Origin of the sequence: Pseudoalteromonas sp. NZS100 (assembly GCF_015864815.1) — a bacterium.
Taxonomy (GTDB): Bacteria; Pseudomonadota; Gammaproteobacteria; order Enterobacterales; family Alteromonadaceae; genus Pseudoalteromonas; species Pseudoalteromonas distincta.
Map to the genome: position 1 here is coordinate 297,723 of NZ_JADYWM010000002.1, position 20,182 is coordinate 317,904.

The 20,182-nt window shown below is 37.7% G+C and carries 13 protein-coding genes; 5 read left to right on the plus strand and 8 right to left on the minus strand.

Translation table 11 applies throughout. From position 1 onward, the window contains the following. Position 1 precedes the first annotated feature (1 nt). Entirely contained in the window at positions 2-1,303 is a 1,302-nt protein-coding gene (hmgA, locus tag I6E69_RS03145) for a homogentisate 1,2-dioxygenase (RefSeq protein WP_197120623.1), read from the minus strand. A 150-nt stretch (positions 1,304-1,453) separates the two neighbouring features. Here hmgA and I6E69_RS03150 point away from each other — a divergent pair, with 150 nt between their 5' ends. Further along, a complete protein-coding gene (locus I6E69_RS03150; protein WP_197120624.1) occupies positions 1,454-1,885 on the plus strand; it encodes a MarR family winged helix-turn-helix transcriptional regulator in 432 nt (143 codons plus the stop codon). Between the two features lie 52 nt (positions 1,886-1,937). On the opposite strand, the gene I6E69_RS03155 is transcribed toward I6E69_RS03150, so the two are convergent. From I6E69_RS03155 to I6E69_RS03165, 3 genes are all read right to left on the minus strand, one after another. Continuing rightward, positions 1,938-5,078: a TonB-dependent receptor gene (locus tag I6E69_RS03155; protein ID WP_197120625.1), complete on the minus strand. Its 3,141-nt coding sequence runs from the start codon at positions 5,076-5,078 to the stop codon at positions 1,938-1,940. Positions 5,079-5,427: 349 nt separating this feature from the next. Beyond that, a complete protein-coding gene (locus I6E69_RS03160; RefSeq protein WP_197120626.1) occupies positions 5,428-8,634 on the minus strand; it encodes a TonB-dependent receptor in 3,207 nt (1,068 codons plus the stop codon). 43 nt (positions 8,635-8,677) lie between these two features. Beyond that, entirely contained in the window at positions 8,678-9,532 is an 855-nt protein-coding gene (locus I6E69_RS03165) for a S1/P1 nuclease (RefSeq protein ID WP_024594577.1), read from the minus strand. Between the two features lie 251 nt (positions 9,533-9,783). Between I6E69_RS03165 and I6E69_RS03170 the strand changes: the two genes are divergently transcribed. Both I6E69_RS03170 and I6E69_RS03175 read left to right on the plus strand, forming a co-directional pair. After that, complete coding sequence (locus tag I6E69_RS03170) at positions 9,784-10,650, plus strand: hypothetical protein (protein WP_182712369.1); 867 nt, start codon at positions 9,784-9,786, stop codon at positions 10,648-10,650. Then, a complete protein-coding gene (locus I6E69_RS03175) occupies positions 10,643-11,587 on the plus strand; it encodes a hypothetical protein (RefSeq protein WP_197120627.1) in 945 nt (314 codons plus the stop codon). Before I6E69_RS03170 ends, I6E69_RS03175 begins: the two co-directional genes overlap by 8 nt. A 29-nt stretch (positions 11,588-11,616) precedes the next feature. On the opposite strand, the gene ushA is transcribed toward I6E69_RS03175, so the two are convergent. Together ushA and I6E69_RS03185 are read right to left on the minus strand one after the other, a co-directional pair. Further along, a complete protein-coding gene (gene ushA, locus I6E69_RS03180; RefSeq protein ID WP_197120628.1) occupies positions 11,617-13,248 on the minus strand; it encodes a bifunctional UDP-sugar hydrolase/5'-nucleotidase UshA in 1,632 nt (543 codons plus the stop codon). A gap of 87 nt (positions 13,249-13,335) precedes the next feature. Next, positions 13,336-13,521 (minus strand): hypothetical protein, encoded by a 186-nt coding sequence (locus tag I6E69_RS03185; RefSeq protein ID WP_024594581.1) that lies wholly within the window; start codon positions 13,519-13,521, stop codon positions 13,336-13,338. 250 nt (positions 13,522-13,771) lie between these two features. Here I6E69_RS03185 and I6E69_RS03190 point away from each other — a divergent pair, with 250 nt between their 5' ends. Beyond that, positions 13,772-14,512: a peptidylprolyl isomerase gene (locus tag I6E69_RS03190; protein WP_197120629.1), complete on the plus strand. Its 741-nt coding sequence runs from the start codon at positions 13,772-13,774 to the stop codon at positions 14,510-14,512. 67 nt (positions 14,513-14,579) lie between these two features. On the opposite strand, the gene I6E69_RS03195 is transcribed toward I6E69_RS03190, so the two are convergent. Continuing rightward, a complete protein-coding gene (locus I6E69_RS03195; RefSeq protein WP_149603619.1) occupies positions 14,580-14,996 on the minus strand; it encodes an MAPEG family protein in 417 nt (138 codons plus the stop codon). A 239-nt stretch (positions 14,997-15,235) separates the two neighbouring features. Between I6E69_RS03195 and I6E69_RS03200 the strand changes: the two genes are divergently transcribed. Continuing rightward, complete coding sequence (locus I6E69_RS03200) at positions 15,236-18,118, plus strand: insulinase family protein (RefSeq protein ID WP_197120630.1); 2,883 nt, start codon at positions 15,236-15,238, stop codon at positions 18,116-18,118. Positions 18,119-18,366: 248 nt separating this feature from the next. Here the strand turns inward: I6E69_RS03200 and I6E69_RS03205 are convergent, their stop codons facing one another. Continuing rightward, a complete protein-coding gene (locus I6E69_RS03205) occupies positions 18,367-19,749 on the minus strand; it encodes a Na+/H+ antiporter NhaC family protein (RefSeq protein ID WP_024604188.1) in 1,383 nt (460 codons plus the stop codon). Between the last annotated feature and the right edge of the window lie 433 nt (positions 19,750-20,182).

Below are 20,182 nucleotides of genomic sequence, written 5' to 3' on the forward strand. Positions count from 1 at the left end.
ACTAATCCTCTGCACCTGTAAATTGTTTTTTTATAGTACGCCAGCAATCGGTGTAATTTGGTTGGCGTTCTTTACCTTCTAGTGCATATTTTGTCGGTGAAATTATATAGCGCGACTCAAACATAAAGGCCAATGTGTTTTCGTATTTTTGTGGTGTAAGCTCAGCGTTTGAGGCTTTTTCAAATACGTCGGCTTCAGGTCCATGTGGCGACATACAATTGTGTAAACTTGCGCCACCAGGTACAAAACCATGCTCTTTTGCATCATATACACCCTCAATCAAGCCCATAAATTCGCTCATAATGTTACGGTGGTAGTACGGCGGGCGGAATGTATTTTCGGCTACCATCCAACGCGGTGGAAATATCACAAAATCGACATTTGCCATACCCTCAGTAGCCGAAGGAGAGGTTAGCACAGTGAATATAGATGGGTCGGGGTGATCAAAGCTCACTGTATTCATTACATTAAAACGCGATAAGTCGTATTTATAGGGGGAGCTATTACCCGTCCATGCAACAACATCAAAAGGTGAGTGTGTTATTTCACAACTAAATAAATTACCGTTAAATTTAGAAACAAGCTCTAAGTCGCCTTCTTTATCTTCAAAGGCAGCAACGGGATATTGAAAGTCTCTGTCGTTGGCATAACCATTGGCACCAACAGGTCCTCGCTCTGGAAGCTCTAACGCATGGCCGTAATTTTCACAAATATAACCACGGGCTGTATCGTCAATTAAATCAACAGAGAACTTAATTCCTCTGGGAATTACAGCAATTTCACCTGGTTTAATGCTTAACTTACCGCACTCGGTGTGAATTAATAGCTCACCTTGCTGAGGGACAAACAGCATTTCGCCATCGGCATTGCAAAAATAACGACCTTGCATTGACTGATTAGCGACATATACATGAATACCAATACCCGATTGCCCATTAGCACTGCCATTAGCTGCCATAGTTACTAACCCATCAATAAAATCAGTAGGTTGTAAAGGTATATCAATAGGGTTCCAACGTAGCATTGTTGGTGGTGTTATGGCTTCAGTAATTGGGGCTGTTCTTATTAAGCCGTTATCAATTGCTTGATAATCACCTTGCACTACCGATGGACGAAGGCGGTAAAACCAAGTGCGACGATTTGAAGCACGCGGAGCCGTAAATGCAGTCGAACTAAATTGTTCGGTGTATAAATCGTATTTAACCTTTTGCGGGCTAAATTGTCCTATTGGTAATGCACCAGGTAGCGCTTGTGTTTCAAATTCATTACAAAAACCGGTCATATAACTTAATTGTGTCGCCATTACTGACTCCTGTGAGAGGGGTTGGTTTAATATTATTTTTATTTCAGTTAAGATACTCTCAAGTGAGACTAATATCAAATGTGCAACTATGCACCTGCGTAAATATTAATGAACACCAAAGTAAACCTTACAAAACTGGGATAACCAAAAATGAAAATGGATTTAGCAACGTTTTTACCTTATCAATTAACGAATATAGCAACACATGTAAGTAAGGACTTTGCGGAGGTTTATCAAACTAAGTACGGTTTAAATATTCCCCAGTGGCGAATACTTGCTAATTTAGCGCAGTATGGGCAAAGCAACGCAAAGGATTTATGCACACAAGCAAATATGGATAAATCGACAGTGTCGCGCGCGGTAAAAGTACTAATAGATAGAGGCTTAGTGAGAAGTGAATTAAATAAGCAAGACAAACGCGCAGCATTACTTGTGCTGAGCCAAGCAGGTCAAAGCTTATATGAGCAAATAACACCCGATGCACTAAATTGGGAAAAACAATTACTGAGCACTTTAACCAACGAAGAATACGAGGTGCTAGTGAGTATACTTGAAAAGTTAAATAACAAATTAAAGGCATAAAAAAGCCCACCAAAGTGGGCTTTTAAAAGATGTTTTAGGTTACAGTTCTAAATTAGAAAGTGTAACGAAGACCTACACGCATTTGCCATACAGATGCATCTGATTGTACAGATGTATTTGCATTATTTCCGTTAAAGCCTGAGTAAACGTAACGACCTTGATCATCAATTGATGTTTCGATCATGCTAGCACCTACGAAAGGACCTTTCTTAAGTACGCCCCAATCATCGTTTAACAGGTTAGTAAGGTTATCAATTACGAAGAATGCTTCACCTTTGTGACCTTCCATAAAACCAGGAAGCTCTTGAGTTAACTTAAAGTTAAACTTAACAAACCAATCAGAGTTTTCTGCGTTACGACTAGTCGTTTGACCACGTTCTAAGCCATTTGATGCGATAAAATCATTGAATTCATTGATATCAGCAGCACTCATGTCGTAAACAACGTTAGGATCGTTTTCAAGTGGAACATACAGTAATTGGCGGCTGCCATTCCAGTTTTTGTCACCAAAAGCACCATCACTTCCATCAAACGTGTAGCTGTATGGTAAGCCTTTATATGCTTCACCAAATAAGTTAAAGCGAGTAGCAAAACCATCAACAAACTCATGAGTATAACCAAGAGTCATAGTAAAGCGATGTGGAATTTCGTAATCAGATGAAGCAACACCTGGGTTACCTGGATCAGTTAGGGCAATGTTACCGTAGTTTGAACCAGCTACAGAGCTAGTCATTGGGTTAACATCATCAGAATCTGTGTATGCATAACCAAAGTTAACGCTTACACCATTATCAAACATCTTGCTAACCGCTAATGAGATAACAGATGAATCACCGCTATCACCACTTACATTTGTTAGTAAGTATTCGCTTTCACGACCTTCAATTGATTCGTAAATAGGACGACCATCAAACGTAGTTGTACCTGTATCTTGAAGTGCGATGTCACGCATTAATGCAGCGTCTTTCTTCTTCGAATATAAGTAATCAAGAGAGATTACGTACTCGTTTTCAGTTGTGTACGTTGCACCAAGTGAGTATTTCCACTCTGATGGGATTTCAAAGTCTGGGTCAACAGCGTTTGTTTGTGAATCACCTGAGCCGATTACGGTGTTAGCAACTTCATCAAACATGTCTTGTGGTACTTCAAAACCAGGCGTACCGCCATTTACGTTTGGCGTATTGAATAAATCAACCGAGCTACGGTAAGTACCGATGTTTGTAATACCATCGTTAGAGTACGAGTTAGATAACCAAACATTTGGGTTACCACCAGAGAATAAACCAACACCTGCGCGTACTTCTAGCTCGTCTGTTGCATACCACTGGAAGCCAACACGTGGTTGAATTAAATCGATACCGTCAAACGTGCTTTGGTTACTGTAGCCATAACGGTCAGTAAAGTTTTGGTTGAAGTTAGGTACGTCATCACTTGTATATTTGTCATAACGTAGACCAAACGTGATGTTTGCATCTAAATCAGTGAATGAATACTCGTCTTGCACGTAAAATGTATGCTGAGCGTACGAAAAGCTTGCAGCTGCATCGTTAGGATCATTAGTACCGGCAGCATTATTGTAGTAAACAGCGTTTGCGATACCTTGTTCAAATAAATCTACACCAGTTATGCCTGCATCTCGATCGTTGTAAAAACGGTATTCGCCTTCAGTTTGTTGTACGAATAAGTTAAATACATCTAGTTCTTCAAACTCATAACCAGCAGTAATAGTATGTTGGTCAAGGTAATAAGTACCAGCTACTTTAAACGTAGTAGTATCGTAATCTAAATCATTTGATTGGCGTGAGTCATCTGGGCCAATGTAAACTGTACCACCGTTATCAGTACTAATTTGCATTTCACCAAAACTGCTTGCTGCATCTAGTGATTGTACTGTTGCATCTAGCTCAGACTTACCAATACGAACTTCAGTAGAGAAGTCATCTGACCAATCAGAGTAAACAGATGCAATGATTGAAGTGAATTCTGCACTTTGGTCATAAAAGTGGTTAGATAGTGATACACGGCTAGAGCCAGTATCAGACTGTGAAACAGTATTACCATCGTTGTAGTTATAGATTAAGTTTGCACGGTGATCTTCGTTGATGTTCCAATCTAGTTTAACTAAGATTTTTTCATCTTCAACAGGCATACTTGAAGGCATGCCGCCTACATCGTAACCATATACAGTTTGAGCAATGCTTGTGATACGCGAGATATCATCAGCAGTTACACTGCCACTGCTTAAACCATCGTAGTTAAACTGTTGAACGCCTTCAAGTTTTTCATACGAAGTGAATAAAAATAGTTTATCTTCAATTAGTGGAAGACCTACATTGAAGCCGTAACGTTTTTCAGTATAGTTACCGTTATCAACGTCATCACCTTCAATTTTATCACCCTTGAACGAGTCGCTTGTGTAATCGTAGAAAACAGCGCCATGAACATCGTTGCCACCAGATTTGGTTACAGCGTTGATGTTACACGATGTAAAACCACCGTATTGAACGTCAAAAGGTGCAAGTTCAGCTGAAACTTGTTCAATTGAATCAAAAGAGAAAGGGGCGCGAATAGTAGGGTAACCATTTGAGCTTAAGCCGAAGTTATCGTTCATGCGAACGCCGTCTAGCGTTAAGCTGTTATAACGAGGGTTACCACCACCACAGTTAATTGAACCACGGCTGTCATCAATTGTGATACGCGGGTCGATACGAATAATATCTTTTAAATCACGGTTAATAGCTGGAGTATTTTCAAGATCTGTTAGCGTAAATGTAGAAGCTGGACCAGTACCACCAGACATAGAGCTAATTGGTGCGCCAGAAACTACAATTTGTTCCATGCTTGATTGTGACTCAAGAGAAACGTTTACTGGGTAGTCGTTACCAATGTTAAGAATAATGTTATTAAATTCTTGGTCTGCGTATACATCTGAATCTACAACTACTTTATAAGGACCGCCAACACGAAGACCTTTAGCTGTAAAGTAACCAGCGTCATTTACTTCAGTTGTTTTTACTGATCCAGAAGGCACGTGTAAAATTGTTACTTTAGTGCCGGCTGCTGGGTTACCGTTAGGCCCCATTACTTGACCTTTAATTGCAGAGGTCGTTTCGTTAGCCATTGCAGCGCCACTTACACCAACACATGCTGCAATAGCAAGTGAAAGAGCTGTTTTGCGTAATTGAGTTTTCATTTAATTTTCCCGTGTAGTTATTAATTAAATTTTTATATTTTTATTTTAAAATTTTGTAAAATAAACAGTTGAAGTTCATTTATTCAAAATCCGTTACTAGTGTACCTTATTTATTCGTTACAAATAAAATACAACTGCAATATATTTTTAATAAATAGTAATATATTTGTCTATTTGAGTGTTTTTTTGAGCAATAACTCTATATCGGGGTATATATTACGTGGGCTTTATGACAAACATGTGAAATTGTAGGGGTAAAATAAAAAAACCCATTACAAATTTGCAATGGGTCTATTGTAACTTACAAATAACTTAACAAGTCATTTGTATTGTTTTTAAGACTTAAGACTTAAAACTTGTAACTAATACCAACTTTAGCTTGCCAAGCCGATGACGATGAACTGATTTGCGAGTAATTACGCACATCCGCACCGCCAAAGCTGTTGTCTATTTTATATCTGCCTTGATCATCAAGACCACCAAAGTCATAAATAGTTTGGTTAGAGTAACCTAAACGTTTTTCTACACCCCAATCGCTGTTTAGAAGGTTTGCGAAATTATCAATCATTAGATAAACCTCACCAGTGTGACCTTCCGCAAAGCCAGGTATTTCTTGCTTAATGCTAACGTCCATTGTAGTAACCCAAGGTTGAGTTCCTGAGTTACGGCCTAAAATTTCACCACGTTCTGAGATACCAGCACGATTTAGAAGCGTTTCTAATTCATTCCAAGATAAACCAGACTCATCCCAATTTACATTTGGATCATTAGCGCCAGTTGGAATGTAAGCTAGGTAAGCAGAGCTTGAGTAAAAGTCGCGTGTGTCACCTAAGTCACTATCTTGATACATGCCCATAGTGTAGCTAAATGGACGGCCAGAGCGGCGTTCAAAATACACGTTAAACTTAGTAGCATAGCCACTGAAAAATTCAGTGTTATACGCTAGGTTTATTTTAAAGCTGTGCTCTACTTCGTATGAACCACGATCTGCAAAGTCTTCATTGCGGTTACGTGTAATATTGTATTGGTAGTTACTTTGAGCACGAGAAGATGAACCCGATGAGGCCTCAGTTACGTCTTGGTGTGCATAACTTGCAGAAACATACAGGCCATTTTCAAATTCTTTTGCAATGCCGGTAGAGATAATGATTGAACGTCCATCGTCAGATGAATTAGTCATTGCAATGTCAAAGTTATCAGCAAGGTCGCCAGTATAAATACTTTCGTTAATTACACGCTCACCATCAGCAGCAACACCAATTGGGTTTAAAGCAGTGTTATGCCATACAGCTTCGTTTTCTTTTTTATGGTAAGCAATTTCAGCCTGCCATTTGAAGCCTTCTCCAAGTAGTTCTGAGTCAAACTCGTATTCAAAACCAACTTGAGCTCTAATGCTTGATGGAAGCTCAAAATCAGGGTCAACATAGTTTGTGCTACCGGCACCTTGGACTAACGTGTTTTTAATAGCGTCAGGTACTTGCGTAATATCGGCTTGGTTATTGGCGTAATAATCATTAATAGCGCTTTGAGGTGCTTCAACAAATGTAATACCGTCATTTTGGAAAGAGTTATTGTACCAAACGTTTGGAATACCACCTTGGAATCGACCTATACCACCATTAATGGTTAATGCTTCAGTTGCATAATATTTAAAGCCAATACGCGGTAAAATTATATCTAAACCATCAAGATTCTCTTGATTGCTAAAGCCGTAAGTGTTTAAAAAGTTTTCGTTTAAAGTTGGTTTATCGTCTGATGATAAACGCTCATAACGAACGCCAGCTGTTACTTCTAAATCATCACCAACATAAAAAGTGTCTTCGATATAAAGTGCTAATTGGTTACGTGTCGCATCGTATGCAGTGTCATTTGGGTTATTTGTGTACGCGTTACTGTAAGAAAAGTCGTATGTACCTCTAAAGTTACCCACTTCACGGTTTGCAAAACCTTCGAAGTCATCAAATTCCCAAGAACCTAATGAGTTAGATGCAAATAAGTTATATAAATTTAGCGATTCATACTGCATACCAAAGTTAATTTCGTGCTCATCCATTAAGTAAGTGGCATCGAAAGTAAGCGTTAAGTTTTCAGTCGATGAGCTATTTGCATGGCGGAATTCATCTGTACCAAACTCATAAGCTGGACCACGGAAGTACTCTTCAACTTTCACAAAGCCAATATCAGAGTTAGTTAAGCTTCTTGATGATACATCTTTGTAAGCGATACCAATTTCAGTTGAGAAGTTTTCATTCCAGTCTGAATATAATTTTGTCGCAAAATTATTGAATTTAGTAGCGTAAGTATAACGGCTTGACGCTAAGCTTACTGTACTACCGCCAGTGCCGACATTTGTTTCGTCTTTATCGTCTTGCCATTGGTAAGTGAAATCTAAACGATGATCATCATTAATATTCCAACTTAATTTAACAAGCAATGATTCGTTTGTATCTTTAGGGTCACCACCTAGAGAATCGGTTAAGCCGTATTCATTATTTAAAATATTAATAAATTGGTTGTAGCTTTCTTCTGTTACATCATATTCATTCGTTGCACCAGAGCCTTCAAAACCGTAATCTAAATCAAGTTCACTTGTCCATTTGTTGTAGTTAACAAAGTAAAACAAAGTATCGTCGATTAATGGGCCGCCAACATTAAAGCCATAACGTTTCTCAGTTTGAATTGGTTCTACCTGATCAATAACGTATGTACGGTGTCCATCTTCATCTAAAACCGGGCTACCATCAGCATATACTTGAGAAATACTATCTACATCACCTGCAATATCTGGCGTAGATATTTCATAAAAGCCAGAAAATTTAAACTCATTAGTACCTGATTTTGTTACTGCATTAATGGTACCTCCCCCAAAGTTACCTTTAGAAGCTGAGAACGGAGATACATCAACAGAAATTTGCTCAATTGCATCAAGTGCTACAGGTGGTTGCGAAGTAGGGTAGCCACCGTAACTTAAACCAAAGTCATCATTTTGACCAATACCGTCAACAGTTAAGCCGTTGGTACGCGGGTTACTACCTGCAAACGTTAGCTCACCACTACCATTAATGCTGGCGAGTGGATTTAAACGCGCAATATCTTTAATGTCGCGGTTAAAGCTTGGCATGTTCTCAATAGTATCAGAGCCAAATGTACTGCTAGAGCCACCTGATTGTTGAACGATTTTATAACCAGACACTTCAATCTTTTCGATGTTTAGCGGAGCAAGCTGCGAGCTTAAACGATAAGTTTCACCCAGATTTAGATAGATATTTTCAACAGTTGTATCATTAAACTTATCAGAATCGATGATAACCATGTAAGGACCACCTACACGTAAGCCATTAGCGATAAACGTACCACTTTCGTTTGTAGTTAGTTCGCTAATAGTTCCCGTTGGTTGGTGAACTACTTTGATTTTAACGTTTGCAGCACTGCCACCTGAAGGCGTCGTAATTTTACCACGCATTGCAGATGAAGTATCAGCAGCCATTGCGCTTGTAGAAACACCTAGAGCTAAAATTACCGCTCCAGTTAATTTCGAAAGGCGAAGCTTAGTCATAATGTTGATTTCCCGTGTGTAGGTTATATAAATTTAATACTGTTTATTTATCAGTCGTCATTTTTAGTGCCGTATCTAACTCTTTTGCAGAAGGGTCAAATAAGGCGTTTAATAGTCCAGCTAGTCGAATACCCGCTTGTTGTAGGCGTGTTTTTACAATTGGAGTGTTGTTATAAATGTAGCTGTACCCAACTTCGTCGTTGGTGTACTTATAAATTTTTGTTGCTAAATTGTGTGATTCTTCAACCCAAGTTTTAGGTGAGCTTTGTAAATACTCAGCAATTAATTCGCTGTTATTTGTATCAATAAATTGAGCGTATTCAGTAAACGACAAGTTCTCGTTCTCAACTAACTTTGTATCCCAAAGGCTGTGAAGATTTGTTTCTTCGTTAAAAAATGAAACCTTAATACGGTTACCACCTCTGTCTTCACCTCGACCGGCATGAAATGGCTGATGACTGTCGCCTACTAAATGCACTAAAAAACGCAAACTGAACTGTTTAGCATCTAAGGTGCTATTTTTATCAGTGAGTGTTTGCATTGAATAGTGAATGCCTTCTAGGATATTACTTACAGATTCTTTGTTTTTAGTATGATCGTGATTGAAGCTGAAAGATTTTCCTGGGGCTGCGTTAATGTAATGCCAACGAGATGATTTCTTTTGCCAAAAGTCGCCAGGAGCAGAGCGCATTTCATCAGGCCAGGTTGATATTTGCGCAAGTGACTCACCATCTAAATAAGGTTTAATTGCTGCTTTAGTTGTTTCGCTTATATGAGATTGTGCAATCTGCCCTACAATACGGTGGCCATTTTGACCCCAAGCGTGTGAGTTAGTGCTTGTGAATATCGCACTAATCAAAAGCGCAGAAGATATCGAGTACTTTATATTGTTATGCATTAAAACTTCCTAAATGAATATTTCATGGGGTTGCTATAAGCTAATGCGGTCAATTGTCCTCATTTTTAACGTTGATAGAAAGGACTTATTAAAATTCATAGTTTCTTATTCAATTGCGTTAAAAATCAGTATCTTATATTTAACAGGTAAAATTACTTGTTGTAATAGGTAAGCGAAATTGTTCAAATACACTATATCGTCTATTTTTGGGTGGCATTGCTTTGAATTATAAAAATATTGTGTTGCACAAAATGTTAATTGTTACATTTTTGTTTCTATTATTGGTTGTTACGTGGGTTTGCGGTCAAGTTAGTGTATACAATGATGATTTACATTTTCCGGTTATGATCGAAACCTCAACAGAGTGTCAAACAACTGCTACAAGTAATAAAGGCCAATTAATTGTTTTTACACAATCAAAAAAAATAGCCAAGTTATTAACACAAAAGTTATGCTCTGATAACGTAGTAGCTAAGCAATATGGCTCGGTAAAAGGGTATTGGGGATATAGAACGGCAGATAGCTTTGAGTTTGTTGGTAAAGGAATTGCTGACCTAATCTTGGCTAAAAGTAATATTATGGCTGCATTTAAAGCGGAGTCGACCTATAACTACCAACCCGTAGTTGGTTTTTCTGACTACACGGCTTTTTTTATATCTTCTAAAGAAAAACCTCGAATTACTAAACAATATTTTTTAGATAAACGCATAGGTTTGCTTGATTATCCTACCAGCCGATCAGGGCATATTTTACCAAAGCAAATGTTTAAAGAACTGGATATAAATTTAGCTAATTTGAAAATCACTTATGCTAGTTCTCATAACGAATTACGCGATTTACTCGCCGACGGAAAAGTAGATATTATTGCTTCGTTTTGGAAAGAGAGTGACGAAAAACGTTTTTCAAAAAACTATATTACGCCTTTGAGTAATAATATTACTGGAACAAGATGGTATTTAAAAATGCAGCAAAACAATACTGATTTATTATGTGCAGTACAGGCAAATTTGCTTGATATGTCTAAAGATCAAAGTTTGCATTATTATCAAAATGCACAATCGTTTTGGAGTTGTGGTACTAGCTCAGTAAACTTAAAAGAGGAAGTTAGTGATGAGTAAATATAAACAACTACTTGTTTTACTATGCTTATTTTTAACTTTATCTTCTGTGTTTTACATTTCTGTAATTCAAAAAAGCCAGCAAGTAACTAAACAAAAAATAACGCAGATAGAAAGGCAAATTGCACTCGACTTACCATTACTTGATTTATCAAATGAACTGCTAAAGCATTCGGGGAATAAAGATGCGGTTAATAGCTACATTAAAACCTTAAATAGCTACATTAATATGAGTGGGCTTAAAGTTGTTGCTATTGCACCAAAAGGCGAAATGCTAGCACCTGTAAACTTACACCAAATAACACGTAGTTTGAGCACTAATAACGGACCTGTATTAGTTGTATTTAACGTTCAGCAAACCCACTTTACATTAAGCCATTTTATTTACTATTTTATATTTTTAGTATTAAGTGTGTTGATTAGTTTTTGGGTAAAGTTTGCGTTTATTAAACAAAGTAATAAGCAGTTTAATAATGCACAGCATCAGTCAATTACAGAGTCTACGCCGCTGATGCTTATAGTTGATCTTAACGATAAAACACTATCAAGTAGTTGTAATGCAGAGCAAAAATTGGGTTTAGCCAATAAGCCATTATGCTTTTATTTAGCACTTGTAGAGTATTGTACAAATAACGATGATGTAGCGCTTAGTCATAATAAAGATGTACCAGAGGAGCTTCTAGAGCTCGCTAACAAGTATTTTTATAGGTTGGTAGAGCTTGGTCATACGGTTAGAAAAAGGCCTAATTTTAATAATAGCCTAGAAAAAACCTTGAGTGAGATACGTGCGGCATTAGATGAAGTACTTAGTGAGTGTCCTGAAGAAAAAGAGTTATATTACCCACCTAAAGCCTATGGAGAAGGCTCTCGTTCTCGTTTGCATAGTTATGGGCTGGTAAATATTAAAAAAGGTAACATTGAAATAAGAGGAAAGTAACTAGATTACTTTCCTCTTATTCTTAGAGGTTATTTAGGGGTAAATTCAGCCGCTTTGAGAGGGCTATTTTTTGATATAAAATCTTGAAGTGCTTTAGCATCTGTTTCGTCTGTACTTACAAAGCCTTTTTTATTTGTAAGCGTAGGATAACCATCACCGCCTGATGCGTTATAGCTATTTAGACTCATTCTGTATGTTTTATTTTTATTAAGCGGTTCGCCATTGATCAAAACATTAACCAACTGGTTATTTTTACGCTCAAACGATATTTTATGGTATTGCAAATAAGCACCAGCATCCGGTGGGAAGCTCGTTACTGTATTTAAGTAATCCCATAAATCACTGCCTTGCCAATCCATATAAGTAATGCGGTTTTTAAAAGGATGTACTTTTAAAATATCTTTATAGCTTACTTTACCAGCCTCTATTGAGCTGCGAATACCACCGCCACTTATTAATCCAAAGTCTGCATTTACTACATCCATTTGAGCTTGAATAATTACACGTGCAAGGTTTGTTTGTTGGTAACGAACTTTGTTTCTGTCACCTTCTAAGCGAGCATCTACTTCACCAATGGTACCTTCAATTTGTTTAGCGCCTTTAGCTTGGTATACCGCTAAATAAGATTCAAGTTTAGGGTCTGGTTTAATGTACTCGTTTGCTAATACTGCTTTAGTAGAGCCATCAGCTTGAACTTTATCTACATACAAATTAACAGGCATGAGTTTGTAGTCTAGTAACGTTAATTTTCCGTTTTCAAGCTTAAACTCAGCTTTACCAACATACTTACCCCATTCATGGGCTTGCATAATGTAAGTACCGTTTTGCTGGTCTGGTTTACAGGCAAGGCCAGGTTGAAAGTTATCGTCATTTACATTTGTATCACTCATACACACAGGCTCTTGTGAGTGACCGCCAATGATCATATCAAGTGTGTTTGCTGGAAGTGAGCGAGCAAGTGTTACATCACCTGGTGCATTAATGCCAAAGCTAGCATCAACATAATGACCCATATGAGTCAGCGCAATGGTAATGTCAGGGTTGTACTTAGCTTTTATTTCTTTAGCTAGTTTTGCGGTAACATCAACAGGGTCTTTAAACTCTAAGTGGCCAATATACTGAGGATTACCAATTTTAGCTGTGTCTGTTGTTGTTAATCCAATAACAGCAATAGTTAAGCCATTTTTTTTGAATATTTTATAGCTATCAAACGCATGTTCGCCTGATTCTTTTTCAAATATATTGGCTGATAGAAAAGGAAAGTTCACCCATTTTTGCTGTTGCTTCAAAACATCAATAGGGTTATCGAATTCGTGATTACCTAATGCCATTGCATCATAACCAATCAGCGACATACCTTTAAAGTCAGGTTCTGCTTTTTGTAAATCTGACTCAGGAATACCGGTATTAATGTCACCACCAGAGAGAAGTAAAACGGCATGACCTTGCTTTTGGGCGTCATTACGTAAAGAGTCAATTAACGTTTTGCGAGCGGCCATACCGTATTCGCCTTTTTCGTTTTGCCAAAAACGGCCGTGATTATCATTAGTATGAAGAACAGTTAAATATTCAGTAGGAGTACTGTTAGAGGTTGATTCAGGAGCAGGAGATGTGCATCCAAGTACACTAAAAATAATCGAAAATAAAATAATTATACGCATAAAATACCTATGGATTAAGGTCTACTTAATTTATCAAGCGGGTAGTTTAAACTAGTTTTATGCTAAAAAAACGTACTTATTGACATTTTATTTAGAAGGTACAGTTAATCGATTCGTGGCGGCACTTTCGCGACGCTTTAACTCTGCATCCGCATATTCCCGCTTAGTATGGTTTATACCTACCATCCAAGTTAAAAAGCTCGCCGGTAGTTTTGTGTATGGTTCACCTTTGTGTAAACCAAAGTCGCAAATTGTTTGTTTAGTGTGTGGCATTGTTAGATCCTGTTGTTTGTGTTTTTTTAAGGTAACAAATAAGTGACCACACTTTTAAGATGATTTAATTTTAAATAGTTAGATTTATATAGCAAAGAAGAATATAAATAATGGCATATGTAATTAATTTGTTATCAACACGGTCTTAATTGTATCAACTCACACTTTAGAATCGATTTTAGTCGCCGATGGCATTAATGTGTTAACGCATTAACTAATTATTTAAAAAATATAACAACAGGAATAAAACATGAAAAAACTTTTACTTGGCTCAGCACTTGCTGCAGCAAGTTTTACAAGCACCGCTACTATAGTTGAAATGAACACGAGCCAAGGTGTCATAGAGATTAACCTATTTGATCAACAAACCCCCAAAACAGTCGCAAATTTTTTAAGTTACGTTCAAGACGATTCATATAACGAAACAGTAATTCACCGCTCTGTTAGTAACTTTGTTATTCAAGGTGGTGGATTTACATTCTCTGATTCGCTAGATGCGATTACTACAAAGCCTGCTGTAGAAAATGAGCCCGTTTTTTCTAATGTTAAGGGCACCATTGCGATGGCTAAATTATCGGGTGATGCTAATAGCGCAACAAGTCAGTGGTTTTTTAATATTACAGACAATAGTGCAGCACTTGATACGCAAAATGGTGGCTTTACTGTGTTTGGACAAATTACTGCAGCAAGCCAATCAACGTTAGATAAAATTGCAGCGTTAGTACACTGTGGTGAAACACCCGTGGTTGATATTACTGCCGAGCAATGTGCAAGTACTGATGTAACAATTAGTAGTGCTAACTTAGTGACTATTCAAAATGTGGCGGTAATGGATGATGATCCTAATTCAGCAGCAGGCCTTACTGTTACTGAAAATACGTTAATTGATTCTGACACATCAATAGATTCTAGTAGCAGTTCTGGCGGCGGGTTAATTTGGCTTTTAGGTGCTTTTTTACTTGCGGTACCTCGTTTAAAACGTGCTAAATAATTAAAATTAACGGTAATGTGGACGGCGTAAACCAGCCGTCCACATTACTATTATTAAACTTTGCTATTTAAAATAGTACTCGCCAAACCATTGCTAGCCAAATTGAAAACACACAAACACAACCCAGTAAAAACACGTTAAAACGTGCGCGTACGTTGTTTTCACCTAAATGAATAACGCTATGCACAATACGTGTTGCTACAAATAAACAGGCCAGTATTGCCACAAGTGTACTGGCGCTATTTAGTTGCAGTGCAAGTAAACATCCCGCGTAAAAAAGCACAGGTATTTCAAACTGATTTGAAAAGTTTCTATCTGCCACCCTAATAGTGTCGCCAGCCTTATCTAATTGCATTGTTTTAAAATCACTTAAATCTAGTTGTTTGTTTTTAGCTGCGGCAAAGCGCCTTTTACCCATAATGAGCATGACAACCAGTGAAAGCGTAACTTGTGCAAACATGGCAAGTATGATGATTTTTTCCATTGTTTTTCCTTATTATTATTTAGAATTTGCGTATTTTTTGATATTGAATGATTTTTAATCTCGCAAGGTTGGCAGACTCCCAACTAATATCCGATTATGAAGACATTTTTCACAATGTGTTACACAAAATAGCGTTATTTTGTAGAAAGTTATTAATTGAAAATGTTAGTTTAGCTTAACTATATTGCTTTGAATTGGCGCACGCTATTTTGCGCAATACTTTTTAATGGAAAACAAAAATGAAAAAGATTATTGGTTTTAGTGCTATCGCACTTGCAGTTTTAAGTGGTTGTTCAAATACGGCTTCGGTTTCAGTGGCGCCTCAGGCCTCTTTACTATCAGATACGTTAGTCGTTAGTCCTAACGATAACCGTGAATATAAAACACTTAAGCTGGCAAACGACATTGAAGTAATTTTAGTGTCTGATCCTGGTGCTGAAAAATCTGCAGCGGCACTAAGCGTTGGTGTTGGTTTACTGCACGACCCAATGTCGCAACAAGGTATGGCGCATTATTTAGAGCACATGCTGTTTTTAGGCACAGATCGCTACCCAGATACAAAAGGGTATTCTGATTTTATGACCAAAAATGGTGGCGCGCACAATGCTTACACGTGGCTCGATATTACTAATTACATGTTTAAAATTAATAACGACGCGTTTGATGAAGGGCTAGATCGTTTTGCCGATTTTTTCAAAGCGCCAAAGCTATACCCAGAATACACAGACAAAGAAAAAAATGCAGTGAACGCAGAGTGGTCAATGCGCCGCGAAATGGACTTTTTTGGACAATTTAAACTCGCGCGTAAAATGATGGGCGATCACCCAGCTAATCGCTTTTTAATTGGTAACCTAGAAACGCTTGGCGATAAAGAAAACAGTTCACTTCATAAAGAAACGGTTGATTTTTATAATAAATACTACTCTTCAAATATTATGAAAGTTGCGCTTATTTCTAATTTACCTATTGCTGAAATGGAGCAAAAAGCGCAAAAATACTTTGCTGACATAAAAAATAAAAATATCGAAAAACCAACAGTGACTGCAAAACTTGATTTTGATAACGCTGGCGGAAAACGCGTGTTTTATGCACCAAATGAAGATGTAAAACAGCTGCAACTTGATTTCACCATTGCTAATAATAATAGCGAATTTGCACTTAAACCAAACCGATTTGTAGCGTATTTACTAAGTAATGAAATGCCGGGCAGCCCAGCGCAACTTCTTCGTGATAAAGGATGGGTGTCTCAGCTTTCAGCTTCAGCTGCACCAAATCAATATGGCAACTACGGTTCGTTAAATGTAAATGTAGAACTTACTGATGAAGGCATGAAAAATCGTGACGAAATAGTTGCGACTATTATGCAGTACATCGATTTAATTAAAAAAGAAGGCGTTGATAGCAAGTACTTCAACGAAATTCGTACTTCCCTTAATAACCAGTTTAAGTTTTTAGAAAAAGGTGATGAGTTTAATTATGTAAGCTCGCTTACGCAAAGCATGCAAGATTATCCGTTAAATCACGCTATTAATGCACCTTATTATTATGCAAAGTTTGACGCTGACGCTGTAAACAATGTACTTGAGCAGTTAAATGCCGACACCCTTCGTATTTGGTATGTATCGCAGCAAGAAGAGACAGACTCGCAACTACACTTTTACGACGGCAAATACCGCATTAGTGATATTAGCGATGATGAAATTGCCAGCTGGAAAAAACCAAGCGAATTTAAGTTAGCACTACCAACTGTAAACAATTTATTGCCTGAAAATTTTGCAATAAAAACGCAAGCATTTAAAGAGCAAAAACACCCTGAACTTGCTTACGATAAAAATGGTGTAAAAGTATGGCGCCAAGCAAGTCAAAAATTTGCAGAGCAGCCAAAAGGGCTTGTTGAAGTTTATATAAATACTCAACCCGGTTTGAACGATATTAAAGCAGAAGTCCTTTATTCTGTCTGGGCTGATTTATATAATATTCAACAAAGTCAGTTAAGTACCGAAGCAGCAATCGCCGGTATGAGCGTAAGCTTAGCACCGAGTAATGGTCTTGTTTTATCTATGAGTGGTTTTACAGATAAGCAAGATGTATTGCTTAAACAAGCTTTAACCGGGTTAAAAGCCGATGAAACAGCACAAGCATTTAGCCAAGCTGTAGATCGTTTTAAACGTAATTTACTAAACCAACAAAAGCAGTTTCCGTATGCACAAGCATTTGGCGAGTATTCAAAACTAACGCGTACTGGTGGGTTTGATACAGATGCCCTTATTAAAGCCGCTGACTCACTGAGTGTTGCCGACTTAGCACAATTAAAAACAGCTACGTTTGCACAAAACGATTTACGTGTATTTAGTTACGGTAACTACGATCAGCAAGATATTGACGCGATAGCACAAGAGTTAAGTGCAACATTACCAAGTAATCATAAGCGCAGTGAATTTGCACGAAGCAAAGCGTGGTTGCCACAACCTGGTGAAACGCTGGTATTGCAAAAAGATATTGATGTAGCCGATGTAGCGGTGGTTGATATGACCGTTCATCCTGTTGCGGGTTACAAACAAAAAGCAGAAGCAGCTGTATTACAAAGCCACTTTAGAACAGTTGCGTTTGATAAAATGCGTACTGAGGAGCAACTTGCATACGCAGTAGGTGCGTTAGCTCGCCCAATTGAAGATTACTCAGCAATTGGTTTATATATTCAAACACCGGTTAAAGGACCAAAAGAAATACAAGCTCGTTTTGATAAGTTTAAAAAAGAATACGCAGTTGAACTCGATAACATGAGCGAAGAGACTTTTGAGCAGCTTAAAAACTCTACCCTTGTATCACTTAAAGAGCAGCCTAAAAATTTAAGTGACGAAATGAGCCCACTTATAAACGATTGGTACCGTGAAAACTTTACCTTTGATTCTAAGCAAAAGCTGATTGATGAAGTTGAAAAAGTAACGCTTGTAGATATAAAAGACTACTACAAGCAAACAATGCTTAACCCTAATGCTGCACGTTTAAATGTGCAATTACGCGGGACTAAGTTTATAGAAAGTGACTTTGCCGATTTACCTAATCAAACTAAAATCACAACGCTTGATGCCTATTACAATGGTATTAAACTACAAAAATAAGCTTTATTTATGTAGCTAAAAATAAACCCCAATGTATTACTACATTGGGGTTTATTATTTATCTCACTATATTTACTAATAATACCAATTCGCTTAATTAAGTGATCTATTTTGAGGATGGAAAAACGTGTTGATAGCTAGGCAAAAAATTCGCTATTTAGTTGTTCTAAATGAAAATTTTTTAACGCAGGTAGCGACTCGTTTAGCCCCGCAAAATGATTAAGTATTATTGCGGATTGGTATAATATTTAAGCCATTATCAAAAAGCCTATAACAGCTAATGCCGCAGCAATTAGCGTGTAAGGCAATTGTGTAACGGCATGGCTCATTAAATTACAACCAGATCCTTGCGCTGCGAGCACCGTTGAATCTGAGTAAAAACACGCTTGGCTACCAAAAGAAGAAGCCGATAATAGCGCACCAATGACCAATGGTATGTTTGCATCAACCGCATTTGCCAGTGGCATAACAATCGGAATTGATACCGCAAAAATACCCCAACTCGACCCTGTTGCAAACGCTAAAATAGCCATTGAAATAAATACCACGGCTGGTAAATATGCAGCGGTCATATAAGGGCTTAAGCTGCCAATAACAAACTGAGGCAAACCAATTAAGTCGCATACGTCTTTGAATATAAACGCCGCTATAACAGTACCAATCGCGGGGATCATACTTTTAAAGCCATCAAGCATGCGTTCAATCATTTCACTTACGCTCATTAATTTTTGTAGAGCATAAAACGGGAGAGTGACCGCCATTGTTGCTAATAAGCCTTTGTATACGTCTATTTCAAAGTAAACAGTAAATGCAACCAGTAAAATAATCGGCACCAAAAAGTTACGTAATTTACCTTTAGGATCAGCATCTTCAAAGTTCTCTTCTACGGCTTTTACTGCATATTCATCCGCTGTTTGAACGTCATTGTACTGGGCAGGGTCGACTTGAGCTTGCTCAATTTGTGCCATTTGCTCTGCTTTTTTCATTGGACCAATCGCAGGAATAATACCCAGCACAACAAGTAAAACAACAAGCACTGCAAACCACGCATAAAACATATACGGTATGGCTTGGATATAAACTGCAATCCCTTTGCCTTCTTCAGCAATACCGTTATCTACGAGTAAGCCACCAAAAAAAACCGCCCAGGTAGATAAAGGGACAAGTACACAAATTGGTGCAGCAGTAGAGTCTACAACATAGGCAAGCATCTCACGGCTCACTTTAAATTTATCGGTAATGCGTTTCATGGTTTCACCCACGGTAAGCGCATTTAAGTAGTCATCAATAAAAATAACTACACCCAAACAAAAGGTCATAAACAAAGATGAACGCTTACCTTTAGTGTATTTAAGGGCTAACTTGCCAAAAGCCGATGCGCCACCTGTGCGCACTAATAGCGCGATTAAAGCGCCGAAGCCACCACATACAAGTATTAGCCAGCCGATGGTTTCGTCTGTCATCACTTTTAGCGATGTACTCGCAAAGTTAGTAAGTACTTGTGCAGGATCGGCGATAACTAAACCAACTAAAGCACCAATAAGTAAAGATAAAATAGGGCGGCGTAATACAACAGCCAATACAACCACCACCAACGGTGGCAGTAAACTTAACGCAGAAGGTTCAAGCATTTTAGTATTCACAAAATTAAAAGCATGTATAAAAATTACAATAATATTAATTTTTAAACTGCTTATACAAAAACAAAGAAGATGATAAGTTTGTTGTTAAATCATCTTCCAAGTCACTGCTTTTGTACGCGAGGGAGGGACACATAAACAGTTATGTTAAATAGCGGCTTAAGTGAATTGGCGCCAGACGGTGCAAGGAGTGCAAACCGCTATTGTTGTGCCTGTAAAAACATCGGCGCAAAAATAATCCGCTTTTTAATTTCAGTCAACAAAAAAATACATGTTTGATAAAATTTTATTAGAGGTGGTTTAATAGAGTGCTTTGTAGCGTTAATTCCTTGATGTAAAGAGATGCCATTCATCAACTTAAAAAATTATTGAAGAAGCAGCAAAAAGTAAGATTCGACGGTAATTGATGACAAAACCGCCGTGA